The following is a 23,939-nucleotide window of genomic DNA, read 5'->3' on the forward strand; positions in this document are numbered from 1 at the left end:
GCAACATTCGCCCCCTGCTGAGATGATCGGTCGAAAACACTGCTTCCGTCACTGTCGTTGTAGCTCGCTCTTTGCGCTTTATTATTGTGCCATTTCCCCTCTGCTTGTGTTCTCGTTGAATCCTTGGCCCCCGGGGCTGGCTTGCGATCCGCCCCGTAGCTTGCGCTTTTCTTCACAGGCCAAACCTTTGGCCCTGCATTTATGCTGTGATCGCGACCAGCCCGCGCAGAACGTGCGCGGCTTCCGTGCCATCGGCGATCTCATCGGGGTAGCCGAAGGAGATATTGTTGATCGGCACGCCGTGAATTTTGCCGCTGAACTGGCGATGAGTGTGGCCGAAGAACCAGCCGTCGGGGCGACGCGTGCCGATCCAAACCTCCAGATTGGAGGCAAATGCGGCTGAGAGGCCGTTGAGCGGCGCTGCGGCAGCGGCGCATGGGGCGTGATGGGCGATCACGAGGCGCTGTCCGTCCCAAGGTTTGGCCATGGCTTGGCTGAGCCAGTCCAGATGGTCTTGATGGACATTGATGGTGTTCTCAGGACCGATCTGGCCGCTCGCCATATCTTCGTCGCAGCGGATGCGCCTATGGTCTGGCATTGTCATGCGACTGCGGCGCATGGCGGCATCGCCGTCCAAGTGTCCGTTCCAGTAGTCATGATTGCCCGGAATGATCCAAACCCGCGCAGGATCGATCAAGCGGCCGATGCGCGATAGCGCGCGCGGCCACTGATACATCGGATTGTTGGCGAGATCGCCAGCGATGATCAGGCCGTCAAGATGACTGATGATCGGCGCGGTGGATGCGAATGGATCGCGGCTCTCGCGCATCCAAGCATTGAGATGCAGATCGGCGGTGATCAGGATAGTCATAGCGGCACTCCGATCGAGTGAATCCTGCCAAAGGGCACCAAGGCCACTGCGCGGAGCTTTGCGCGATCAAACATTGCCATCACAGCCCCCGATCCCCTGCGCGGGCCTGCGATATGAAATCAGCCAGAATGCAGTCCAACAGCGTCGTGTCATCAAGCGGCACGAAGATGTCAAACTGGGAAGCGCAGGCGCGGCGCTTGGCTTCCGACAGCGTGGCAGACGGTTGGCCGCTCATCCCGCCGCCCGGAATGGCGTCTGCAAGGCGAAACCAGCGACTGATGCTGCGTGCCCATCCCGCCTTATAGTCAATGGCGATCAGGCGTGACGTGGCCATCATCGTGTCACCAAAGCGCAGATGGCCGCTGACCAGTCCCCAAATCACCGGGCTGCGGTGGCGGCTGAGCAATATGCGCCAGTCCCTAAGCAGGGGGCCTCAGCCATCCCTGCTGGCGTGGGGCCAGCTTCGGCGGCGCGGATGGCGATCAAGACGCGTCTAAGATCATGCTTCAATTCTGGTACCATGAATGTTCTCCTGAATGCGAAAGGCTAGAGTTTGGGCGCGCGCCGCGCGCGCGGCCGGTTTTTGTTTGAGAGACGCAGCACGGGTTGGCGCCAGGGATCTGCAACCGACATTGGCGGCTGTCACACATCAACTGCCGCCTCGGAAGCCTGAGGCAAAGCCGGGCGGCGCAGCTGATCCGGCCAGAGCTTGGCCTCTGGTTCCTGAATCTCGCGCGCGATTATCAGCTGTCGTGCCACCGCCTCCAGCAAGTCGCGGTTGACGCTAAGGACATGCAAGGCACGAGCTTCTGCTGCCTCGAGATATTCGCGCACCCCGACCGCCAAGTGGGATCGAGCAGCAGCGCTTTGTCGGCGTCCCCGATCCAGACCGGACCACAGGCACCGAGGCCATATTGCGTGTGGATTGCCAGCGCCATCGCGGTCGCTTTGGCGAGATCGGACGCCGCACTGCCACCCGCACCGCTCGAGATATTGCCGAGCACGAGGTATTCGGCGGCCCGACCTGCCATGTGCTGGGCAAGGATGGCCTCGATATCGATCATCAGGCCCGACTTGGCATCCGGATCCCACTGGACGAACCCGCCGCCCGTCCGCTCAAGGAAAATTCTGCGCACAACTCCCGTCTCAAGTGCCGCACAGACAATGGCATGGCCACATTCGTGAACCGCCACACTCCAGTCGATGCTGGGATCACTCTGGACGCTAAAGATGACCTGCAGATCCTTGATCGTGACGGCCCGATCGTGCGCGCGCACGCCAGCCCGCAGCTGGCGGATTGCGGCGTCGACATCGGCGGCGCTGGAGCCCACCGCGCGCTGACCGAGATCGCGCAGATCAGCATCCGGCCATGCCGGAAAGTGCCGCTGGAACACAGCGAGCAAAGAGTCTGCATCGGGAAGCGGCATTTCAATTTTGATATCAAATCGGCCCGCCAGCAGAATGGCCGCGTCGATGGTCGCCGGATGGTTGCAAGCGCCAATGATGATCACGCCTTCTTCGCGGGCAAGCGTGTTCATCTCTCCCAGAAACGCGTTGATCACTTGCTGTTGATAGTTGCGGTTGCGCGCGGATCCTTGGTCTTCGCGGGAGCCCACGGCATCGATCTCGTCGATAAACAGCGAAGATGGGGCCGTGTGCGCGGGCTTCCTTGAATGAGGCCTGCATTGCCCGCAGCATATCGCCAAGGTGTCCGGAACCGGCAGCCTGCCAATCGGCGAAGGTCGCCTCAATGAAGTGAAGTCCGGCACTGTTGCTCACAGCTCGCGCGAGCCATGTTTTGCCTGTGCCTGGTGGACCAAAAAGCAGCATGGAACGGCTCAACTCATGCCAGCCGATCTGCCCAGCCTTCCACATCTGGATGTCGCGCACGGTCTGGCGTGCCGCTTGCAATGCCAAGCCATCACCAGTTAAATCCTCGAGGCGCGGGCTATCGGCCGCAGGCGGGCTATCAGGCGAACACAGGGCCGACAGCCGTTCGGCAACAGCGCGCGCGGTCGGGGCCCGCATAGCGAGGGCAAGTGCGATCGGATCGATTTGGCTCAACTTGTTGTTGTGCGGCACGCCGTCAAGGACCGCCTACTCGTTGATCGGGTCGGTGGCCGAATGACGCGCGCGCAGGGCCGCGATCAGGATGTCATGAGTGATCGGTACGAGGCCGATGCGACAAATCTGGTCGAGTGGAAGCATCTTGGACGGCGCGACCAAGTCAGGCAGCAAGATCAGGATGGGGGCATCAGAGTCGATTGCGGCCAGCACATCTTTGGCAAACTCGCGGGTGCCATGATCCGAGAGCTTACCGTCGGTGACCAGCGGTCTGATCAAGGCGAGGGAGAGTGGCGCGCCGAGGTTGTGTCGGCCCAAGCACAGCGACCAGCCCGCCGGCAGCAGATGGGTCAGTAACTGAGCGATGAGATCCAGATCGTCGGAGGGGATGTCGTCCAGCGCGGTGATAGCACCGGGGGCGAGCAGTTGAGCGATTGCTGCTGTGTCCCCAAAACTGGCCGCGAGCCGGATCAGCAACAACAGCTTGCGCGGCGAGATATGCAGTGTGGCGGCCTCGCCATGAGCAAGCGTCGCAGTGGGGTCACCCCCAGCGTCTGCGACGGCTTGTCGGGGCAGAAAGTATCTGAGAACAGAAGGCCCCGCATGCGGTAGATCTGCCCCGTGCCGATGTCCGTAAAGGTAACGCTGTCGGCTCTTCTACTCCGTTTGATGATGTCCTGATCGGCGAGTTCGGGTTGCATCCGAATGATCAAGGTGTCCCGGTCGGATATATTTTCCCAATCCACAAGACATTCTGCAAACGCTGCGATGTTCTGGCGAAGTTCCGTGGGCAGCTTCTGGCCATGACGCGCACCTTCACGGCGCTGTTTCAACAGCCAGTTGGGCTGTGCCGTCAGGCGACTATGGCTATAGTCGAGCGGGTCGGCCCAGCCAAACCGATGGTTCGCGCAATTGCGGAAATTGTCCCACAGCTCCCGGCTTATTTTGCCCAGCGGGTGCGGATTATAGGCCCTTATCTTGCCGTCGTTTGTCAGAACGGCACGCGGCATCAGGATGTTCACTTCGAGCCGTCCTGTGTGCGTATGGGTTCCCACCAGTGGTTGCAGCCGGGCCAGTTTTGGCACGCCGGCATAGGCGCATTCGAAAAACAGTCCTATCGTTTGGCTGATCTGCCGCCGTAAAACAGGACCCCCGACATTGAAGGCTTCGACAGAGATATCTGTGTTTCGCAAAGGATAAGGTCGCAACGCTATACCGGTGTTTGGTCCGCAGGACGTTCAACTGCGCGAACGTGAGGTGTGAAACACCAAGCAGCAGCTCAGGTGCAGGATTGTGCGCAACCCCAACATGCCAAGCGACGATCATCTTGCCGATATCGTGGTTCATCAGGTATTCGATGACCGCTTGCGGCGAAGTGTTCTTGCTTGCGCCCGTATGGGGTGACCACCCAACGATCATTGCGGATGCACCTGATCCAAGAGCCGGGTGATCTGCCGCTCGATCACGATCAGTCGCAGATGGGCACCGATCATGCGAATGTCATTTGCACAGGCAAAACCCCTCGCGATGCGGTCGAGAGCCAGATGGATGGTTTGCAGTTTTTCGATCAGCCGGACGATAAGATCCGGTTGTATCGGCGGGTTGCCTGCCATCCTATGCCGGGTCAAATAACGGGAAACGGACAGGTAGGCCTGCTCTGCCTTAACCTTGATTGCGGCCCAGGTTCTGTCGTCAACATAGATTTCTCGCCCTTTGGCTTTTTCTGAATCTGCTTTGCGTGGTCTTGCCATCGGTCATCCATTTCCTGTGCCCAACTGCGCCAACTGGGGTTTACACCCGGTGTGCGAGGAGCCTTGATTAACAGAGAGTCGCCGACTTCAGTTAAAACCCAAAATGGTTTAAGCAATGGCTCGATAATAGAAAAATGACCACTTGGTCCTATCGCTTCGACATTCTAAAAAGCAGGCGAAGACAGGATCCGAAGAAAAGGGCATGGCAATTTTGAAAGTGTTTCCACATGTCGCTGTCCGGATGCTATTTGGAAAATAGAGGATCGACATGTGCAAGTGCCTTGGGCTCTGTTGCATAAATCAGCCCCGGGACGAGTTGCGCCTTTCCTTGGATAGCCTCATCCCACGCGTTGAGTTTGGGGCGTTCCAATCGCCGTGAAGCGGTTCAGGATTGCGGCCCTGATCTGTATCTCGGCCACCTGCCTGTCGAAGTCGCGCGCCATCACGCGTTCTCCGAGCAGCTTGAAGCACCGCACTTTGTTTCGATCAGGCTTCGTCGGTGGCAGCCGCTCCACCGCCTGCAGATCGTGCGGCCAAGGCGGCGGGTGGCACGGACAGTTTCATTCCTGGCCTGCGCGCCCGGTGTGTTCTCCAGCCATGGCCGTGCATTCTTGCGCGCGGGAATGTCGGCACAGGCGCTGCGCGCCGCGATGGCGGCGTGGCACGCCCGGGTGTCATAAGCACCATCGGCGCTCACCTTGCCGATGGGCTGATCAGTGGGGATCTGGTTCAGCAATTCGGGCAGCATTGGCGCATCCCCAACCCAGCTACCGGTCACCTCGATGGCGCGGATCTCCAGCGTATCTGCGTCAATCCCTAGGTGAACCTTGCGCCATTGGCGTGGCTTGGAGAGCCCATGTTTCTTGGCGAACCACGCGGCTTCGCCTTCGGCCTTGATCCCGGTGCTGTCAATCAAGAGGTGCAGCGCACCTGTGCTTGGCCGGTAGGGAATGGCGACATCCAGACCCTACCGGCGACGGGACAGCGTGCCGAAATCCGGCACTGGCCAATCCAGGCCGGCCAGTTCCAGCAGGCTTGCAATCAGCCCTGTGCTTGCCGCAGCGGTAGGCCAAACAGCGCCTTTAACGTGAGACAGGCTTGGATCGCGGCATCGGTAAAGGTGGCCGAGCAACCGCGCTTGCCGCTCGGGACAGCCAGCCAATCCGTCTCAGGATCGAACCAGACCAGCAGCGACCCGCGCCGCTTGAGAGCTGCGTTGTAGCTGCGCCAGTTCGTCGTGCGGTATGCCGGAGGTGTGGGTTTGCTCATCCATGACGACTAACACCTGGAAGTCGTGCAGGGAATCCGTCGCGATTTGTGCAACAGAGCCACTGTTGCACGCTGTTTTACAGGCACAAGATTTATCGCTCCTCACGACCGCGCTTTCCTCCAAGTGCAGAAATTATTCTTGACGCAAAGTTGTTAGTATGCGAACAAATAGTCAGCAAGCTAGCGAGGTGCACATGAACGTTTCTATGCTGCCGGGTACGTCATTCCCGATTCCTGACGGAGTCTTTGCCGAGCGCGTGACCTTGGTGGAGCACTATAATGATCGCTTGTTCCGCTTTCGCATCACCCGTCCGGCCTCGTTCCGGTTTCGCTCCGGTGAATTCGTGATGATCGGGCTTCCAAACAGTGATCGTCCGGTTTATCGCGCCTATTCTATCGCCAGCCCCTCTTGGGACGACGAAATCGAGTTCTATTCGATCAAGGTCCCCGATGGGCCTCTGACCGAGCATCTTCAGAAAATCCAATCCGGTGACACGGTTCTCCTGCGCAAGAAGGCTACCGGCACGCTGGTCAATGACGCGCTGCTTGCGGGGCGACGCCTTTACATGTTCGCGACTGGCACCGGCATCGCACCATTCGCCAGCCTTATCCGCGATCCAGAAACCTATGAGAAATTCGAGCAGGTCATCCTGTGCCATACCTGCCGCGATGTAGAAGAACTTGCCTACGGCAAGCAGATCGTAGCCGCTCTGCCCTCGGATGAGATCGTGGGTGAAATGGCGCGCGGTCGATTGCTTCACTACACCACGGTTACGCGCGAAGACTATCCTTGCAGAGGGCGTCAGACCGATCTGATGGCATCGGGCAAGCTCTTTGCCGATCTCGGCGTGTCGCCGATCCATCCCGAAACGGACCGGGGAATGATTTGCGGATCGATGGCTATGCTGCGTGATACCAAAGCGGCACTAGAGGCTTTCGATCTTGTCGAGGGCAGCAACAATGCTCCCGCGACTTTCGTTGTCGAACGTGCCTTCGTCGACTGAATCCACCCCACCCGCGCGAGTATAATCCCATGGCCGAAGCCGCCGACCCCTCCAGCAAGATCCGCTGTGACGCATGTCCGGTCATGTGTTACATCGCCGATGGCAATGCTGGTGCCTGCGACCGATATGCCAATCATGCTGGCACGCTGGTCCGGCTTGATCCGATCACCATTCTTCAGTCGGGTGCGCCCTCAGTGGCTTTCCTTGGATCCGACGCTGATCCGGCGGACTGGAACGGCGACATCATCCGCGGCGACCGGACGTTCCTGACCGCAGTTGGTGCGGGCACGACCTATCCCGATTATAAACCCGCCCCCTTCATCGTCAGTCAGTCCGTGCAGGGTGCGGACATGATCACCGTCGTGACGGAAGGGATTTTCAGCTATTGCGGCGTGAAGGTGAAAATCGACACCGACCGCCATATCGGCGACGAGTGCGCCGTTATCCGCGTCGACGGCGAACCGATCGGGCATGTTATGACCGGGGAATATGGCTCGCGGATGTTGTCGCTGGGCGGCGTGGACCACCTGACCGGCGGATCGAAGAAAGAAGGCCGTGTCACCTGTGACGCTCTTTTGCGGTTGTGCAATCGTGCGGCCGTTGAGTTGTCCATCGACGATGGCGTCACCATCGTGGTGCAGGCGGGCAAGCCGCCAATCATCAACGGCGTGCCCGAGCGGCTGATGCGTGTCGGTTGCGGCTCTGCAACGATTGGGATCTTTGCCAAACAATGGGCGGATCTTGTCGACGAGGTCGTTGTGGTCGACGACCATATCACCGGGGTGCTTTCAGAGCATCAGGCCGGGAAATTGCTGGATGTCCGTCCAACGGGCATTCGGCTGAAGGGCCGGCGCTCTACTCCCGGACGCTACTTTCAGGTGGCGGACTCGGGCGATGGCTGGGGCGGCACCAGCATCAAGGACGCGCTAGAAATCCTCAATCCCTTCGATCTAAAGGTTGCATGGCCGGGCCTGCGGCTTTTGATGGTCTCGACCACCGGAGAGCAGTGGGCCTATTACGAACTTGACGACACGCTGGTGCCGCGTCCGGCAGAGGCCCCCGCGGCTATTCAGGCGACGGCAGAGCGGATTGCGGAAAATTGCGAACCCTCGGTCTGCTCGGTGCTGTTCATGGGCGGCGCTGGTGGCTCGCTGCGGGCGGGCGTAACCGAGAATCCGGTGCGGCTGACGCGATCGATCAAGGAGGCCTTGACGCATGTCACTTGCGGCGGCGCCGAAACCTACATTTGGCCGGGCGGCGGGATCACCGTCATGGTTGATGTGCTGGACATGCCGGAAAACTCGTTCGGATATGTGCCGACGCCAGCGTTGGTTGCCCCTATCGAGTTTACGCTGTTACGCCAAGATTACGCCGAGATGGGCGGACATGTTTCGCAGATCATCCCGATCGAAGACGTGCCGCGAAATGGCTTGCGCCGGGTGCGGCACGATCCGTCTGCACAGCATCCCCATGATGCGCAGAATTTTCGCTGGCATCGGCTTGGCGACAAAGACGAGGCCGGATGACACCCGGCGCCGCGCTGTTCTTGCGGCGACGGAACGTGGCGGTCGGGCAGAACGAATTTTGTTTGATATCATCTGTGAAGGAGGCTGAACTTGCCTGAAGTACGCATTCGGAAGATCGCAACTGTGGTCGAGGAAATCAGACATGAGGGCGGACCGCTGGCCAGCGTTCCCTTGTTGCGCGGCGCGGCGATGGCGGTCATCGAAAATCCCTTTGCCGGTCGCTATGTCGAAGAGATTCAGCCTTTCATGGAAGACTTGAAGCCGCTGGGCCTAGAGCTCGCCAACCGGCTTCTGGCCGTACTTGGCGGCGATGCCAGCAAGATCGAAGGCTATGGCAAAGGCGCCATCGTCGGCGCGGGCGGCGAGCTTGAACATGGCGCGCTTTGGCATGCGCCGGGCGGCTATGCGATGCGTGAGGCCCTTGGCGGTGCCAAGGCCATCGTTGCCTCGACCAAAAAAGTGGGCGGCGTCGGGGCGCGGCTCGACATTCCGATCACGCATATTCATGCCTCGTATGTGCGCAGCCATTTCGACTCTATGGAGATCGGGCTTTCCGACGGGCCGCGGGCGAATGAAATACTTGTCGCCCTCGTTATGACGACAGGACCGCGCGTGCACAGCCGGTCTGGCGGTTTTACCACCGCCGAGATCATCGGCGAGGATGGTCTGCGATGAAGTGCGAAATTAGGAAGATCGCCGTATGGGTCGAAGAAACCCAGCGTGAGATGGGGCAGCAACTTGCCCATCCCACCCGCAAGGCAGTGGCGGTTGCGGTCATTGCCAATCCGTTCGCCGGACGGTTTGTCGAGGATCTCTCTGCCCTAATGGATATCGGGGCCGAGCTTGGTGGCTTGCTGGGCGCGCGCTGCGTGGCGGCGCTGGGCATCGCGCCGGATGACGCGCAGAGCTATGGCAAGGCGGCAATGGTTGGCGAAGCGGGTGAGTTGGAACATGCTGCCGCAATCCTGCACCCCAAACTTGGCGCACCATTGCGGGTTGCCGTCGGCAAAGGTGCCGCCCTTGTTCCGTCTTCGAAGAAGATGGGCAGCGTTGGCCAAGTGCTTGACGTGCCGCTCGGACACAAGGATGCGGCCTATGTCAGAAGCCATTTCGACGGCATCGAAGTGCGCTTGAACGATGCGCCGCGCGCGGGCGAAATTATGGTCGCCGTCGCGGTCACCGACAGCGGCCGCCCTCTCGCCCGGGTTGGTGGATTGACGCATGATCAGGTCGAAGGCAAAGACGGCCTTCGCTGAATAAAGCCTCCCCGCCCGTGCGGGGAGGCTTTATTCGATGAGTTTGTCCAACAATGACAGTAATTGCTGCTCTTCGCGTTTGCTCAGCCGCCGCGTTGTCAACTTCGAGATATTGCGGGCGCTGACTATGGCAGAAACCAGAAAAGCGGATCCTTCCTCGGTAAGCGAAACATCTAGGCGCCTGAGATCTGTCTTTGATGGATGTGTCTGGACGAAGCTCCGCTTTTTCAGACGGTCAATAACTCCCTTGACGGTTGCGGCATCGCTCGCCACCTGCCTGCCAAGTTCGTTCTGCGACACCGACCCGCATTCGTGCAGTTTCCAGAGCAAAGAAAACTGCGTCGGCGTCACGTCGGGAAGAGTCAGCGCAAAGGTTTCGGCGTGCTTCTGATGGGCGAGGCGCAGCTTGAACCCGATCTGATCTTCAAGGACGTAATCGGACGCCGAATCGCTGGAGAAGTCATTCATTATCTTGACCTGTCACATTTCTGATCCGGTCGAACGTTCATATTGGGTGGCCTTTTGTGCGCAGCTCGCAGCGTATCTGTGGCTAAAGGCTAAGTGCAACTTGTCAGCTTGCCGCGACATCAGTCGGACCGATGCGCCAAGATCAATCGGTCAAGCAGATCAAGCAGATGTTCGCGGTCTGGTACACTAAGCGGCGCAAGAACCTGTTCGGAAACCAGATGCGCCTGCGAGCGCAGGTTTTCGGCCAATGTCTTGCCTTCTGGCGTAAGGCTGATCACCCGGAACCGTTTGTCATCTTCTGCCACCGCCACATCGACCAGCTTGCGGCTTGTCAGTCGTTTTAAGACACCGTTAAGCGTCGGCATATCCATGGCCGTCTGCAGTGCCAGTTCAGACTGCGCCATCCCGGGGCGAACCCACAGAGCAGAAAGGACAGCAAACTGCCCGGTGGTCACTTTTGATGACCCGATCTGCGCCCCAAGAACGTCAGAAAAAATCTCAACCGCGATCTGATTCGCAACGCGAAGCCGATACCCAATCTGCGCGTGCAGATCGTAATCTTGTCCGATTATCTCAGTCGACTCGTTTTTACTGCCGTCCTGTTGCCAAAAACTGTCGTTGATTTCTACGGGTTCGATTTTCTGCATTTTTTATACGTCTTTCCTGCGCATATGATAACCGCGGCGTTGACACTTAGTACACTAAGCAATAGCCTGATTCCATCATAGAATAGCTTTGGAGTGTAGTATGGTTCACTTCTCTGCCTACCACGAAACGGCTTCGGAAATCGCTATCAGGCCGACATCCACGGCTGTTCTCGTCATCGATATGCTTGCTGACTTTTGCCTTCCCGGCGGAGCAATGGTGCTGCCCGGTTATGAGGCACTCGTTGGGCCGCAAAACGAGGTGATCCGGGCGCTGCGCAATGCTGGTGCCGTTATTGTATTTATCGTCGATGCACATCGCCCACAGGCCAGAAGAGACCGCGAATTTCTGAAGAGGATGCCTCACTGTATTGAGGGCACGCCCGGCGTGCAGGTCATTCCAGAGCTTGATCAATCTCCTTCGGACATCACGGTTATAAAGCGTCGCTATTCCGGGTTCTTCAATACGGACCTCGACGTAACGCTGCGTGATATGATGGTGGATACCGTCATTGTCATGGGTGTCGTTACCAACATTTGTGTGCGCTCGACGGTCCATGACGCATTCTTTCACGGCTACACCGTAATCGTGCCCCAAGACTGCTGCGCGGCGACCGGTCCTCGTGAGCAAGCCTCGACACTCCACGATATCTCGACCCACTTCGGGGTCGTCAGTGATGCCCGCAGTATCGTGGAAAGCATTTGCACATGTAAACCTCTGCCCGTTCAGGACGGCAACAGTTTCTAAATAAACAAAAACCACAACAGGGTGAGAAAATGAAAACGGATCAAAAACTGATAGGTTCCACGACCCGCCGCAGCCTGCTCAAAGTCGGCCTTGGCGGCGTCGCTTTGGCATCTTTAGGGATGCCGACAATTTTGCGTGCGGCAGAGCCGATCCGCATCGGCGTGCTGCAGCCGTTCTCCGGCGGCCTCGAACTGCTGGGCGAGCAAGGCGCGCAGGGCATCGAAATGGCGTTGCTCGAAGCCAATGCCGCAGGCGGCATTCTTGGCGGGCGGATGTTTGAAATCATCCGTGCTGACACCAAAACCGACCCTAAAACCGCCGTCGAAAAGTCCAACGAACTCATCCGCGCGCAAAAGGTCGCGGCCGTGATCGGCCCGGTCACCAGCGCCGAGCGCGATGCCATCCGGTCGACCTATGAGCGTTTCAAGACCCCGTTGATCTATGCAACGGACTATGAAGGCGGCGTTTGCAGCCAATATATCACCTGCTACAGCGCACTTCCGCAACATTCGGTCACCCCGCTTGTGCCATACGCTGTCGAGAATGTTGGCAAGGCGTTCTATTTGCTTGGCAGCGACTACATCTGGCCACAAAAGATGAATACGGCTTTCCGCGCCGAAGCGGAAAAAGCCGGCGCGACAATCACAGGCGAAGAATATGGGGCATGGGGTTCCAAAGACTACACGCCGACGCTGCGCAAGATCGAGAGTTCGGGAGCCGATACGGTGGTGCTGACCATCGTTGGTGGTGATGCCGTCACGTTCGTTAAGCAGTTCGCGGCATCGGCACTTAAGGGCAAAGTGCGAATCATCTTCTTTGGTTTCAGCGAAAACTATCTGTCGGGCCTGTCGGTGGAGGAAGCAGAAGGCATCGTCGGCACCGCAAACTTCATCGCCACGCTCGACAAACCAGAAGCCAAGGAATTTGTCGCCAAGGTCAAGGCCCGTTATGGCGACGCCGCAATCGTTTCAAATACGGTGGACGCCCACTATACCGCGACGCGCTTCCTCGTCGAAGGCCTGAAGAAGGCAGATTCTGACCAGACCGATGCTTTCTCTGCGGCGATGCTCGACATGCCGATGATGTCTGGCAACGGCGAGGTACAACTCAGGTCCGCAGATCGGCATGCCGACCTCAACATCCTGATTTTCGAAGCACGCGGCGGCAAGATGGAAGTGCTGAAAGATCTTGGGCGCATCATCGCACCCAGCCAGTGCTCCTGAGCGGTTTGCATGGAAACTACCCCTCAAATCCTTGAGGTCAAAGAGGTCACGATGCGCTTTGGCGGCATCGTGGCCTTGGACGGCCTTAATCTGTCGCTGCGGGCCGGAGAGTTGCGCTGCATTCTTGGTCCCAACGGCTGTGGAAAGACAACCTTGTTCAACGTCCTGACAGGCGCGCTGCGCCCGACCTCAGGAACCGTGAGCTTCCAAGGCGCAATGATCAGCGGAAAAAGTCCAGCAGCGATCGCGCGGCTCGGCATCTCGCGCAAATTTCAGGTGCCGGGGATCTATCCCGAGCTTTCTGTGATAGAAAATATCGCACTTCCGCTGGCGGCGGCGAACCGTCATCCCGGCGTGTGGTCCTTGCTTCGTCAGCGCCCAGACCGCGCCCGGATTGCAGAACTGATGGGCTTTGCAGGCCTGTCCCAGAAGGGGCATGTGACGGCTGCCGAATTGTCGCATGGCGAAAAGCAAAAGCTGGAAGTGATGATGCTTCTGGCCACCGATGCCGACCTTCTGCTGCTGGATGAACCGACCGCCGGGATGTCAAAGGGGGAAACCTCGGCCATTGCAGCGCTGATCCGCAAACTGACGTCGGAACTCGGAAAAACGGTGCTGGTCATCGAACACGATATGAACTTCGTACGCGAGCTTGATTGCCCGGTCACGGTCATGGCGCGCGGCACTGTTATTGCCGATGGCAGCTATGACGAAGTGCGCCACGATCCACGCGTGATCGAATGTTATCTCGGGCGGGCGGCATGATGCTTGAAATCAATGGTTTGCACGCTGGATACCTTAAAGGAAGCCAGGTTCTCGATGGCCTGTCGATGAAAATTGGCAAGGGCGAGTCGGTTGCCATTCTGGGCCGCAACGGGATGGGAAAGACCACCCTGATGCGCACCCTGACCGGCCATCTTAAACCCACGGCAGGCTCCATCCGCTTTGCAGGTGCCGACATAGCAGGTAAGCCGCCCTATCGCATCGCACGCGCCGGGATTGGCTATGTACCGCAAGGTCGGGATATTTTCAGTGATTTTACGGTCGAGGAAAATCTGCGCATGGGCGTGCTAGGCAAGCCGGGGCTCGGTTCGACTGTCCCTGACCTCGCCTTTGAGCTTTTCCCCATCTTGGCAGAGCGTCGCAACCAACGGGCAGGCACCATGTCAGGCGGGCAGCAGCAGCAGCTTGCTATCATGCGTGCCTTGCTTGGCAAGCCGGACCTTCTGATCCTCGACGAGCCCTCTGAAGGGATTCAGCCTTCGATTGTGCACGACATCGGCACCACGCTGCGGCGGTACGCCGACACCCATGGCCTGACGATCCTGCTGGTCGAGCAGAACCTCGATCTGGTGAACCTGCTCGCGCATCACGCATTGTTCATGGAGAACGGCACGATCGTCGAGCGGGTGGATGACATTGCGCGCCTTCAGACCGACGCCGATCTCATCAACCGCTATCTGACCGTTTGACCCAAAGGAGCGCGAATGGAACTCGTATTAACAATCGGCCTCGATGCTCTCAGCTTCGTACTGACGCTGCTTCTGGTCACGCTTGGCCTTGTGATCGTGTATGGCATGATGAACGTGATCAACATGGCGCATGGCGAACTCTTTCTGCTGGGGGCCTATACTTTGGTGGCGGCGCAGTCGGCCGGGTTGCCATTCTGGGCCGGCGTTCTACTGGCCATGCTTGTGGTGGGGCTCGCCGGGTTGCTGATTGAGGAATTGGTGATACGGCATGTCTATGGCAGGCCAATCGACACGATCCTTGCGACCTGGGGCTTGTCAATTGCCATCAAGCAACTGATCATTATTGTGTTCGGGCCAGCCGCGATCAGCCTCACAAACCCGCTGCCGGGATCGGTCTCGGTGCTGGGCATAGATTATCCCGCCTATCGGCTGGTGATTATGGCAGTGTCGGCATTTCTGGCTGCCACCGTCTATCTGGTGTTGTTTCGCACCTCGATCGGGCTTCAGATCCGGTCCGTCATTGCCAATCGTGGCATGGCCGGATCATTGGGCGTGAACACCCGCTTGATGGATCGCGGCACCTTCGCGGTTGGCGCAGCACTGGCCGGCATAGCCGGCGCTGTGATGGCTCCGATCATGAGCGTTGATCCCCAGATGGGTGTCGGTTTTCTGATCCCCGCTTTCCTTGCCGTGCTTGTCGGGGGGCTGAATTCGTTGCTCGGTGCCGTGATCGGGGCCGGGATCATCGGCGGCGCCTCCACCACGCTTTCAAGCGGTATGGCGCAAGCCACCGCCCAGATTTGCGTCTTCGTCATCGCCATTGTCGTCATCCGGCTGTTTCCGAATGGCTTGTCGAAGGGATTCCGTTAATGACTCGCCGCTTGCCACTGTTCTTGACCATCGGCATCTGGGTCTTGTTGCTACTTGCGCCTTTGGCCCTTGACGACTGGCGCATCAGCCAACTCGCGCAATTTTTGACCTATGGGCTCTTTGCGCTCAGTCTGGCGTTCATCTGGGGGCAAGCCGGTATTCTTTGTTTCGGCCAGGCGATTTTCTTCGGCATCGGCGCTTATCTGATGGCGCTGATCACCTTGGGCAAGCTGCCACTGCTGGGAGAAAGCCAGTGGACGGGTATCATCCTAGGTGCTGTCGGGGGCGGAGTCGGAGCCTTCGGCTTGGCACTTTTCATGCTGGGCGGGCGCGGACTGTCCGGCGCGCATCTTGCAATCGTGACCCTCTGCGCCGCCGTTGTGGCCGAAGTTGCCGCCCAACGCTGGGATTTCATTGGCGGTTTCAATGGCTTGCTTGGCGTGCCGCCACTCGTAGCGCCCTACACACGCGACGACATGTTCCTTAGCTCGAACGAGACTTACTTCCTCGTGCTTGCAATCGTCATGGCCGTCTATCTGTTGCTGCTTCTAATCAGCCGATCATCATTTGGAACTCTACTTGCGGCGATCCGCAGCAACGAAAACCGGACGCGCTACTTTGGCTTTGATGTAACAGTCGCAAAACTGTTCGCCTTTTCGTTGGCGGGGATGATTTCCGGGCTGGCAGGGGCCTTGTTTACGGCGCAGTTCGGCTTCGTGTCGCCTCCGCTTGTCGGTTTTGGTCTTTCTACCGAAGTGCTGATTTGGGTCGCTGTCGGGGGGCGCGAGGTTTTGCTTGCGGCCTTTGTTGGTGCCATATTTGTGCGCTGGGTCGAAAACCTGCTGTCGGACAAGCTGGGGCAATACTGGCTGCTGGCGATGGGCCTGATGTTCATCTTCGTGGTCATTCTTGCGCCGCGCGGTTTGTTCGGGCGCATCCTGAATCTGTCGAAATCCCGCTAACAGCCCGGCCTAAGGGCACACCCATCTGTACAAATCATCGGGTCAGACCATGACCTGATGGCTTGCTTCTACATGCCGATTTTTATCGGCGCTGCACTTCCACGAAGAGGGACCATTCAAGATGACATATGTTGTCGCAGAGGCCTGCATCCGCTGCAAATATCAAGACTGCGTTGAGGTCTGCCCCGTCGACTGCTTTTATGAAGGCGAAAATATGCTCGTCATCCACCCGGATGAATGCATCGATTGCGCCGTGTGCGAGCCGGAATGTCCGGTGGATGCGATCAAACCGGATACGGAAGCCGACATGGAGTATTGGCTGGCGATCAACCGACGTTTCGCCGAGCTTTGGCCGAACATTAACAGCAAAGGCGCGCCTCCGGCCGATCATGATGTCTGGGCAACGGTCAGCGGCAAACGCGAAGAATTAAGCAGTCTTCCCGCCGCACGCTGACACGGGCGGCATGGAATGGCGATGCAAAGCCCGGCTGTGCGCAGCAAGAGGGTAGGCACAATACGTCACGGCGCCAGCGCGCAAAACAACAGCTGCAGAAAAGTGGGGCGCAATCTGAGTCGATGCCTCGCCGCGCATTCTTCACCATTTTCCGCGTTCAACTGTTGCACGAACGCGATTTTTGTTGACCGAATCAGCAATCAAGAAAATAGTTCGTTCACTAACTATAGTATTTCGCCCACTAACTATATGGTGTCGGCAACCGACAAGCCTGGAGGAAAAGCATATGACGACACTTGTCCGCAACGCATGGTACGTTGCCGCCTGGTCATCGGAAGTCGACGAACAACTGCGTCGTTTTGTAATCTTGGAAGATCCCGTTCTGCTTTTCCGTCGCACCGACGGACGTATCGCGGCTCTGGCAGACCGTTGCCCGCACCGCCTTCTGCCTCTGCACAAGGGCAAGCGGATCGGCGACACTGTGCAATGTGGCTACCATGGGCTTACGTTTGATGCCGACGGCAAATGCGTGCGCGTCCCGGGGCAAGACAAGGTGCCGACTGCCGCTTATGTCGACGCCTATCCTGTGGAAGAGCGTCACGGCATCGTCTGGATCTGGATGGGCGACAAAGAGCGCGCGGATCCGGCCACGATCTTCAGCCTTCCCCAATTCGACGACGCAGCTTGGCATATGCACCACGGCGGCGCGTTGCATATCAAGTCGAACTATCTGAACGTGGCGGAAAACCTTGTCGATCCGGCCCATGTCAGTTTTGTCCATCCGACAACATTGGGCAACTCGGCCTCAGAAAATGTTCCGGTCCATATCTCGACCGATGGCGATGCCATCGTCGCGTGGCGCTGGATTCGCAACTCTGAACCGATCGGCTTTTTCAAGGCGTTTGGCGGCTTTACCGGCAATGTCGATCGCTGGCATTACTATTACCTCCACCTACCCTGCACCGCCTACATTGATTTCGGCTCGGCGGATGCCGGGCTGGAGATTGCAGAGGATGAACGCGATCGTGGCAACCGCGTTTTCGCCCTGCACTTCCTGACACCGGTGGATGAAAACTACACGATTGACCGCTGGATGCACCTGCGCAACACAGCCATTGATACCGAAGAAGCCTCGGTCAAGATCGACCGGATGTTTGAGATCGCCTTCTCTGAGGACAAGGAAATCCTTGAGGCGGTTCACGCCGAAGAACAGCGACCGAAAAAACGCCGCCCGATCCGCATCGCTATTGATCGCGGACCAATGGTCTACCGCAAGCGCATTGCCGAAATGCTGGAGCGTGAGCGCACCGAAGATGCCTCGGCACCCGGCAATGGCGCCTATGTTTTCCACGACTGAACGCGGCAGGGGATGGGCCGACATCTGTTGGTCCATCCCCTGCGGATACAGAAGATTGCGCGCGCAACTGTGGCATACGAAGGCCCGCCGCGCAGACAGGGCCAGCTCAGGCGGGCGCTTCCCGCCGCTGCAGCTCTCATCCAGAGGAGTTGACATGACCACATCCGCGCCAGCACAGAATGCAGGACGCAACGACTTGAACCTTGTGGTCGCCGACCGCGTCCAGGAAAGCCGCAATGTCGTGTCCTTTGTGCTGCGCGCCACTACGGGCGAGCCATTGGCATCGTTCCGGGCCGGACAACATTTGCCGCTGCGGCTGGGTCTTCACGGTCGCAATATTGCCACCTACACGCTGTCTTCTGCCGAAGATGCGACCGACAGCTATCGGATCAGCGTAAAGTTAGAGCCGAACGGCCTTGGCGGCTCTCGCTTCCTGCACCAACAGGCCCAGATCGGAACCGTGCTGCGCACTGCCGCGCCGCGTGGCAGTTTCGTTCTGGAAGCCGCGCCAAACCCGGTCGTGCTGATCACCGGTGGGATCGGGGTCACCCCGGCCATCTCGATGCTGCACGCCTTGGCGCGGCAAGCCGGGCGCGAGGTCTATTTCATCCATGCCTGCAATGACCGCAGCGAACATTCGTTTGCCGATGAGGTTCAAGCCCTCGCCGCGAACCGCCCTTGGGTGCGCGTATTCAACGCCTATGCGACGGGCACCGAGAAAGATATCCGATCCGGCCATTGCCATCATCTTGGCTTCGTTGACCGGAATGTCCTGCGCCGTCTGCTGCCGCTTGACGATTATCACGTCTATCTTTGCGGTCCGCCCGGTTTCATGACCGCGATAGAGACCGCTTTGCAGAGCCTTGGCGTCACAAAAGCCGCGGTCCGCCGAGAGGTGTTCGGACAAGCCGCGCTCAACCCACCCGTTGCCGAAACCCCAGCCACCAAAAGTGATGCACGCGGGAAAACCATCGAATTCACCCGGTCGGGCCTGAAGGTCGCTTGGAGCGACAGCTTTACCAGCCTGCTCGATTTTGCCGAAGCACAGGGGCTTGAGCCAGAGTTCAGCTGTCGGGCCGGTGTTTGCGGAAATTGCGCCTGCCGTTTGCTCGCGGGTGAAGTCGATTATGCCACCGAACCACTTGATTGGCCCGCTGATGGTCAGGTGCTTCTGTGTTGCTCCCGGCCAAACGGGCATATTGCTCTCGACCTTTGACGAGGGCGGGCACAGAATATGAGCAGCGTTTTTCTTGCCGTCCCCCCCATCTTCGCAGCCAATGGAGCCTTCGATGCAGAACTATAACTTCGACCTTGATATAGTGTCTCGCATTCAAGCGACACGCGGCACCACCCGGTTGATGGATCGGCTTGATCCATCAACCACTGCGCATGTGGTCATTGATTTGCAAGCGGGTTTCATGCGCGAGGGGGCCCTGCTTGAAGTGCCCGATGCCCGGGGGATCGTGCCAGCGGTCAATGCCATCTCTAAGGCGCTGCGCGCCGCAGGCGGCTTGGTGGCATTCACGCGCTTTGCCTTTTTGAAGGATGAACCCGCCTATTGGAACGTATTCTACAGCCGCTTTCTGGACGGCAAACGTGCCGCCGCCCAGATGGAGGCTTTCTCGCCGGGCTCGCCGGATCTTGAACTCTGGGCAGGGCTTGACGTGGGCAAGGCCGATCTGGTGGCAGACAAGACCCGCTACAGCGCGTTCACCCATGGCACCTGTGATCTTGATGCAGCCCTTAGAGCGCGCGGGATCAAGACGCTTATCATCACGGGAACGATGACAAACTGCTGCTGCGAATCGACCGCACGCGATGCGATGCAGTTGGGCTACGACGTGATCTTCGCCTCTGACGCCACCGCAACCCTCACAGCCGCAGAGCAGAAAGCTACCCTGATGAATATGGCGATGCTCTTTGCAGAATTGGCAACGGCCGCAGAAATCGTTGCCGTCCTTCGGGCGCAAGTGGCGGCTAAAAGCACCATCCCGGCATCTGCTGAAGCGTGATCTTCCCGTCGCCGGCAAGCCCGCTCGATCTTCGATCGCAATGCGCTGATGGATCAGGCTTCATCCTCTGACCAGCTTCGGGCGAAACGAGCAGATCTCGCCTGAAGCTGGCACGACATCTCGTCCGATTAAAATCGGCATCCGGTGGATCTCGGAGAACTACAGCATGGCTCTGTTGCACAAATCCCCTGAGGGATTCATCTGGTGAATCCAGCGTGGTAGCTGGGCGGCATGAGCAGACCCACACCCCGCCTACAAGACCCAGAACTGGCCGAGCAACAACGAAGCGCTCAAGCGCCGCGGCTCGCTGACGATCCATTGGCCGGTAGGCGATTGCCTGCAATCGGCGTAAGGCTGGTTCGATCCCGCCATGACCTGGGAAGAGGCACCGACTGGCATCCTATGCGAACATGCCCTGTCCGTTGTCGATTTGCCGGAAATTAGGAGCCTGGACACCTAGTTTGGGCTGCGGAGCAGAACTGATCATTCCTTTTCACCCACCCTCTCTCCCGACGATCAGCTGTGGCACGCCGTCCGACGTCTGGCGATGCGAGCGGCCGTTTTCGTCGATCACAGACCGGATCTGGCTGCGCACGTTTGAGAAACTTTCGAACCGCACCACATCGACCGGGTGGTCGAAGCGGATTTCGATTTGCCGATGGGTGGACGGGCCCGACAGACCAACCACCCGGCCAGAAAAAGCCTGGCCGAGGTAGTGGCCACGCACCCGGTCGCCAAGCGCAAGTTCCGGTGGCGCATTGCGCAGCGCCAATCTGGCATGCAGCGTGTTCCAGTCTTTGGCGCCGTGCTGGCGGGCAATCAACTCCAGCGCCTGGGCATGGCTGACGGCGTTGCCTTGGGCCTGAAGAGCTGCGCGCAGGGCTTTTGCCTGCGCTTTTGCCTCATCGATGGTCATGCCGCATCCTCCATACCAGACGCTTTCCCAGTAAGCAGGATGCCCCGTCCGATGACCAGCGCAATGAGCAGAACAACCCCGTCCGCCATGGGAAAGGCCAGCCAGATGCCTTTCACCCCCAAAACGGCGGAAAGTCCAAGGATCATCATGGGCATCAGCAACCAAGGCTTCGCCAGGGTCAGCGCGGCCGTCCGTCCAGGTTGACCGAGCGCCTGGAAATACATGGCCAGCACAAGGATCGGGCCAGCGAATACGTAAAGCGCCAGCATGGGCCGAAGCATTGCGACAATCGCGATGGCCACCTGCGGATCGCTGCTGAACCAGCCGCCGACCATGTGTCCCGCGAGGAGTCCGGTCAGCGCCACCACAACACACCACAAGAAGGCTGCAGCCATTGCCAGCCGCAGCGCCGCCATGGCCCGGTCGTCCCGCCCGGCCCCGGCGTTCTGGCCCGCGATGCCTTGCAAAGCCAACGCAATCGCCAACTGCGGCAGAAAGGCCAGGCTCATAAGCCGTGTTACCCCGCCATAGGCCGCGATCAGCCTGTCATACTCTGCCGCGTGATGCCGCAGCGCCAGCATCGCTACGCTGGCGACCAAAGCGATTCCGAGGAAACTCAGACATAGGGGCAAGCCGAGGGTGATGATCCGGCTCCAGTTTGCAGCCCAGCGTTCTTGCCGCAGGATCCCGAGCGGCAACAGCCCGCGTCCTCGAGATCGCAGACCAAGAACCAGCGCGAGGCCAAGGACCTGCGCCGCCACCGTTCCCAGGGCGGAGCCTGCAATCCCGAGGCCAAGGATGACGATCCCCAGCCAATTCGCACCGATGTTGACCAGGTTCACCAAGACTGAAAGCGCGGCAACCGCGCCAGCACGGCCCTCGACGCGCAGCGCGTCCGCGTGCAGGCCAAGGATGAGCTGAACTGGCGCAGCCAAGATCAGAATGGACAGGTAGGTCCACGTCGTCTCGGCGACCTGCGCATTACCTGCGGCCAGCTCGATAAGCAGCGCCCGGCCGAAGACCGCCCAAAGCACCACCAGAAGGGCCGCAATCAACAACGCCAACCCATGCGCCCCGGCAAAGACCCGGGCCGCCGCGATGCGATCCCCCGCGCCCAGAGATCGCGCCAGCAAGCTTGACATGCCGCCGCCCGCCAGTGTCGCCAGCGCAGACATCAGCATCACCGCCGGAAAGGCAAGGCTGACAGCCGCCAGCGCTTCGGCCCCGATGAAGCGTCCGACGAAGACGCCGTCGACCACGTTCAGAATACCACCCATCGACATGACCACGGCCATGGGAAGGACGTTCAATAAAAACAGCCGCCCGATGGGGGCGGTCAGAAACGGATTGTCCTGTGGGACAGCGTGCCGGACAGACATCGCTCACTCCTCTGATGAGGCATTTCAATATGGATGGGAGCCTGCATTGCCCACCACGCGAAATGCTTCGAGGGTGAGATGTCGTCGTGATCCGGGCTTCACCGTGACTTGCGTCCGCAGGCGGCAGGTGCCCGGCACCTAGCGCGCCATTTAACGCACCGGGGCAAGCGAGTCAATTGGATGAGGTCCGAGGTCGCGGCCACCGTTTCATCGCTTGGTGGTCCGGCAAGCGAAGTCGTCCGAGGAAACCTGCGCCGCTGAGCTGTCTCTGCCGCAAGGCACTCCCGTCCTATAGGCGCCACATCCCCGCCTGACCGCGAAATGCGGCACCATTTTTCGAGTGGCAGCTTTGGAGGGCAACGCCTCGCAACACTATCGAGGCCAACCGTCAGCTTTGGGCTGGAAGGCACCAACAGCACCATAATTGCCCTAAGTGACCGCCTGTTCCTCGCCATCGCGCCGGACCGTCAAAACCTCGATAAGGCGACCATCTACAAGATAGGGCCGCGCGAGGTCCTCTGGCACATGGGCAAGCCCCAGCCCGTCTACCGCCGCATTTAGCGCGGGCACGATGCTATTGAAGGTGAGCTGGCCCTCGACCCGCGCGTTGATTTCGCGGTGTCCCGAATTCAGTTCTCAGGCATAAATCCCGCCAGAGGTAGTCAGGCGCAGCATGATACAGTTGTGGTTTGTGAAATCCTCCGGCGTAACCGGAGCAAAGCGCCGTTCGATGTATGCCGGTGATCCCACGATTGCGAATCGCCAGTCGGGACCAATGCGCTGCAATCAATGACGGTAAGCTAGGTATTCAGTCCCGGCATCCGGTGGATCGGGTTTAGGATGAATCGATCTGGCTCTGATGTCCAGATTTTGCAGATGTATGCGTAGGGCGTGAGGCCGTTCAGCGTCTTGTGTGTCAATCAGCGTCGAATATTGAACAGGTAACAGCGTTCAATATTGATCAGTTTGGTCGCTGATTTTCTTGCGCTGTTTGAAGCGCCAGGAGTCGTTTCCGGTTTCGAGAATGTCGCAGTGGTGAGTTATGCGATCGAGGAGCGCAGTGGTCATCTTTGGGTCACCGAAGACCGTGACCCATTCGGCGAAGCTGAGATTGGTTGTGACGATGAGGGATGTCTTTTCGTAGAGTTGGCTGATGAGATGGAACAGCAGGGCGCCGCCAGAGGCCGGGAATGGCAGATAGCCCAACTCATCAAGAATGACCGCGTCGATCTGGGTGAGTTGCTTGGCCAGATTTCCGGCTTTGCCCTGAGCTTTTTCCCGTTCCAGAAGATTGACCAGATCGACGGCGTTGTAAAAGCGTATGCGCTTGCCGTGATGGATGGCGGCGACACCGAGTGCGATGGCAAGATGGGTTTTGCCGGTGCCTGTTCCCCCAACCAGGATCAGGTTGTGTGCCGTTTCCAGATAGTGACCCTTGGCCAACTCCTGAATGCGGGCACCGTCCAAGGGGGTTTCGCTCCAATCAAAACCGGTCAGATCACGATGGATGGGGAACCGCGCAGCTTTTAGCTGATAGCGCAGGCTGCGCGCCTGACGATCGGCTTGCTCGGCATCCAGCAACCGTAGCAAAAGGGCTTCGAGCGAGAGGGATTTGTTGCGCGGCGATTCCGCTTGCAGTTCTCGCCACGCGATTGCCATTCCGAACAATTGCAGGGACTTAAGCCGTGAGACG

Annotated in this window: 26 protein-coding genes and 3 pseudogenes; 14 read left to right on the forward strand and 15 right to left on the reverse strand. The window is 58.9% G+C overall.

All coding sequences use genetic code 11. The features are described 5' to 3' along the window. Window positions 1-199 precede the first annotated feature (199 nt). From AKV04_RS23235 to AKV04_RS25810, 8 genes and pseudogenes are all read right to left on the reverse strand, one after another. A complete protein-coding gene (locus AKV04_RS23235; protein WP_054008786.1) occupies window positions 200-871 on the reverse strand; it encodes a metallophosphoesterase family protein in 672 nt (223 codons plus the stop codon). A 79-nt stretch (window positions 872-950) separates the two neighbouring features. Next, on the reverse strand, window positions 951-1,298 hold the full coding sequence (locus tag AKV04_RS23240) for a DUF6634 family protein (RefSeq protein ID WP_328287166.1): 348 nt from the start codon (window positions 1,296-1,298) through the stop codon (window positions 951-953). 316 nt (window positions 1,299-1,614) lie between these two features. Continuing rightward, window positions 1,615-2,640, reverse strand: a complete 1,026-nt coding sequence (locus AKV04_RS23245) for an AAA family ATPase (protein ID WP_082351817.1) — start codon at window positions 2,638-2,640, stop codon at window positions 1,615-1,617. Next, window positions 2,534-2,899, reverse strand: a pseudogene (locus tag AKV04_RS27945) (AAA family ATPase); the annotation flags it as partial. The pseudogene AKV04_RS27945 and the gene AKV04_RS23245, both read right to left, overlap by 107 nt. A 69-nt stretch (window positions 2,900-2,968) precedes the next feature. After that, window positions 2,969-3,412: a hypothetical protein gene (locus AKV04_RS23250; protein ID WP_156317785.1), complete on the reverse strand. Its 444-nt coding sequence runs from the start codon at window positions 3,410-3,412 to the stop codon at window positions 2,969-2,971. Continuing rightward, the gene (locus AKV04_RS23255; RefSeq protein ID WP_156317787.1) at window positions 3,406-3,957 is read right to left on the reverse strand and encodes a hypothetical protein; all 552 of its coding nucleotides are present in this window, start codon (window positions 3,955-3,957) and stop codon (window positions 3,406-3,408) included. The genes AKV04_RS23250 and AKV04_RS23255 overlap by 7 nt, the downstream gene beginning before the upstream one ends. A gap of 393 nt (window positions 3,958-4,350) precedes the next feature. Beyond that, complete coding sequence (locus AKV04_RS23260) at window positions 4,351-4,686, reverse strand: hypothetical protein (RefSeq protein ID WP_054008791.1); 336 nt, start codon at window positions 4,684-4,686, stop codon at window positions 4,351-4,353. A 338-nt stretch (window positions 4,687-5,024) separates the two neighbouring features. After that, a pseudogene (locus tag AKV04_RS25810) lies at window positions 5,025-5,955 on the reverse strand (IS5 family transposase). Between the two features lie 206 nt (window positions 5,956-6,161). On the opposite strand from AKV04_RS25810, the gene AKV04_RS23280 reads away from it, so the two are divergent. The 4 genes from AKV04_RS23280 to AKV04_RS23295 all read left to right on the forward strand — a co-directional run bounded on the left by AKV04_RS23280 (window position 6,162) and on the right by AKV04_RS23295 (window position 9,741). After that, window positions 6,162-6,959: a ferredoxin--NADP reductase gene (locus AKV04_RS23280; RefSeq protein ID WP_202905675.1), complete on the forward strand. Its 798-nt coding sequence runs from the start codon at window positions 6,162-6,164 to the stop codon at window positions 6,957-6,959. Window positions 6,960-6,988: 29 nt separating this feature from the next. Next, window positions 6,989-8,485 (forward strand): hypothetical protein, encoded by a 1,497-nt coding sequence (locus AKV04_RS23285; RefSeq protein WP_054008796.1) that lies wholly within the window; start codon window positions 6,989-6,991, stop codon window positions 8,483-8,485. 90 nt (window positions 8,486-8,575) lie between these two features. Beyond that, window positions 8,576-9,160 (forward strand): amino acid synthesis family protein, encoded by a 585-nt coding sequence (locus tag AKV04_RS23290; protein WP_054008797.1) that lies wholly within the window; start codon window positions 8,576-8,578, stop codon window positions 9,158-9,160. Continuing rightward, on the forward strand, window positions 9,157-9,741 hold the full coding sequence (locus AKV04_RS23295) for an amino acid synthesis family protein (protein ID WP_054008798.1): 585 nt from the start codon (window positions 9,157-9,159) through the stop codon (window positions 9,739-9,741). Before AKV04_RS23290 ends, AKV04_RS23295 begins: the two co-directional genes overlap by 4 nt. A 30-nt stretch (window positions 9,742-9,771) precedes the next feature. On the opposite strand, the gene AKV04_RS23300 is transcribed toward AKV04_RS23295, so the two are convergent. Together AKV04_RS23300 and AKV04_RS23305 are read right to left on the reverse strand one after the other, a co-directional pair. Further along, a complete protein-coding gene (locus tag AKV04_RS23300; protein ID WP_054008799.1) occupies window positions 9,772-10,209 on the reverse strand; it encodes a MarR family winged helix-turn-helix transcriptional regulator in 438 nt (145 codons plus the stop codon). Between the two features lie 119 nt (window positions 10,210-10,328). Further along, the gene (locus AKV04_RS23305) at window positions 10,329-10,856 is read right to left on the reverse strand and encodes a MarR family winged helix-turn-helix transcriptional regulator (RefSeq protein ID WP_054008800.1); all 528 of its coding nucleotides are present in this window, start codon (window positions 10,854-10,856) and stop codon (window positions 10,329-10,331) included. A 100-nt stretch (window positions 10,857-10,956) separates the two neighbouring features. Here AKV04_RS23305 and AKV04_RS23310 point away from each other — a divergent pair, with 100 nt between their 5' ends. From AKV04_RS23310 to AKV04_RS23355, 10 genes are all read left to right on the forward strand, one after another. Next, complete coding sequence (locus AKV04_RS23310) at window positions 10,957-11,601, forward strand: cysteine hydrolase family protein (protein WP_054008801.1); 645 nt, start codon at window positions 10,957-10,959, stop codon at window positions 11,599-11,601. 131 nt (window positions 11,602-11,732) lie between these two features. Further along, on the forward strand, window positions 11,733-12,824 hold the full coding sequence (locus AKV04_RS23315) for a substrate-binding protein (RefSeq protein ID WP_235815746.1): 1,092 nt from the start codon (window positions 11,733-11,735) through the stop codon (window positions 12,822-12,824). A 9-nt stretch (window positions 12,825-12,833) separates the two neighbouring features. Beyond that, complete coding sequence (locus tag AKV04_RS23320) at window positions 12,834-13,589, forward strand: ATP-binding cassette domain-containing protein (protein ID WP_054008803.1); 756 nt, start codon at window positions 12,834-12,836, stop codon at window positions 13,587-13,589. Next, entirely contained in the window at window positions 13,586-14,296 is a 711-nt protein-coding gene (locus tag AKV04_RS23325) for an ABC transporter ATP-binding protein (protein ID WP_156317789.1), read from the forward strand. Before AKV04_RS23320 ends, AKV04_RS23325 begins: the two co-directional genes overlap by 4 nt. A 15-nt stretch (window positions 14,297-14,311) precedes the next feature. Then, on the forward strand, window positions 14,312-15,166 hold the full coding sequence (locus tag AKV04_RS23330; protein ID WP_054008804.1) for a branched-chain amino acid ABC transporter permease: 855 nt from the start codon (window positions 14,312-14,314) through the stop codon (window positions 15,164-15,166). Continuing rightward, on the forward strand, window positions 15,166-16,128 hold the full coding sequence (locus tag AKV04_RS23335) for a branched-chain amino acid ABC transporter permease (protein ID WP_054008805.1): 963 nt from the start codon (window positions 15,166-15,168) through the stop codon (window positions 16,126-16,128). The genes AKV04_RS23330 and AKV04_RS23335 overlap by 1 nt, the downstream gene beginning before the upstream one ends. Window positions 16,129-16,249: 121 nt before the next feature. Then, complete coding sequence (gene fdxA, locus AKV04_RS23340; protein ID WP_054008806.1) at window positions 16,250-16,582, forward strand: ferredoxin FdxA; 333 nt, start codon at window positions 16,250-16,252, stop codon at window positions 16,580-16,582. 286 nt (window positions 16,583-16,868) lie between these two features. Then, on the forward strand, window positions 16,869-17,939 hold the full coding sequence (locus AKV04_RS23345) for an aromatic ring-hydroxylating dioxygenase subunit alpha (protein WP_054008807.1): 1,071 nt from the start codon (window positions 16,869-16,871) through the stop codon (window positions 17,937-17,939). A gap of 154 nt (window positions 17,940-18,093) precedes the next feature. After that, window positions 18,094-19,155, forward strand: coding sequence for a 2Fe-2S iron-sulfur cluster-binding protein (locus AKV04_RS23350; RefSeq protein ID WP_054008808.1), 1,062 nt, complete (start codon window positions 18,094-18,096; stop codon window positions 19,153-19,155). 73 nt (window positions 19,156-19,228) lie between these two features. Then, entirely contained in the window at window positions 19,229-19,951 is a 723-nt protein-coding gene (locus AKV04_RS23355; RefSeq protein ID WP_054008809.1) for a cysteine hydrolase family protein, read from the forward strand. 493 nt (window positions 19,952-20,444) lie between these two features. On the opposite strand, the gene AKV04_RS23360 is transcribed toward AKV04_RS23355, so the two are convergent. From AKV04_RS23360 to istB, 5 genes and pseudogenes are all read right to left on the reverse strand, one after another. Next, window positions 20,445-20,867 carry a glyoxalase superfamily protein gene (locus AKV04_RS23360; RefSeq protein ID WP_054008810.1) on the reverse strand — a complete coding sequence of 141 codons (423 nt, stop codon included), beginning with the start codon at window positions 20,865-20,867 and terminating at the stop codon, window positions 20,445-20,447. Beyond that, window positions 20,864-22,246 carry an MATE family efflux transporter gene (locus tag AKV04_RS23365; RefSeq protein ID WP_054008811.1) on the reverse strand — a complete coding sequence of 461 codons (1,383 nt, stop codon included), beginning with the start codon at window positions 22,244-22,246 and terminating at the stop codon, window positions 20,864-20,866. The genes AKV04_RS23360 and AKV04_RS23365 overlap by 4 nt, the downstream gene beginning before the upstream one ends. A gap of 429 nt (window positions 22,247-22,675) precedes the next feature. Then, the gene (locus AKV04_RS26730; protein ID WP_202905676.1) at window positions 22,676-22,816 is read right to left on the reverse strand and encodes a hypothetical protein; all 141 of its coding nucleotides are present in this window, start codon (window positions 22,814-22,816) and stop codon (window positions 22,676-22,678) included. 230 nt (window positions 22,817-23,046) lie between these two features. Then, window positions 23,047-23,157, reverse strand: a pseudogene (locus AKV04_RS26380) (IS481 family transposase); the annotation flags it as partial. 40 nt (window positions 23,158-23,197) lie between these two features. Then, a complete protein-coding gene (istB, locus tag AKV04_RS23375) occupies window positions 23,198-23,920 on the reverse strand; it encodes an IS21-like element helper ATPase IstB (protein ID WP_235815583.1) in 723 nt (240 codons plus the stop codon). Between the last annotated feature and the right edge of the window lie 19 nt (window positions 23,921-23,939).

The organism is Cypionkella psychrotolerans (genome assembly GCF_001294535.1).
GTDB lineage: Bacteria > Pseudomonadota > Alphaproteobacteria > Rhodobacterales > Rhodobacteraceae > Cypionkella > Cypionkella psychrotolerans.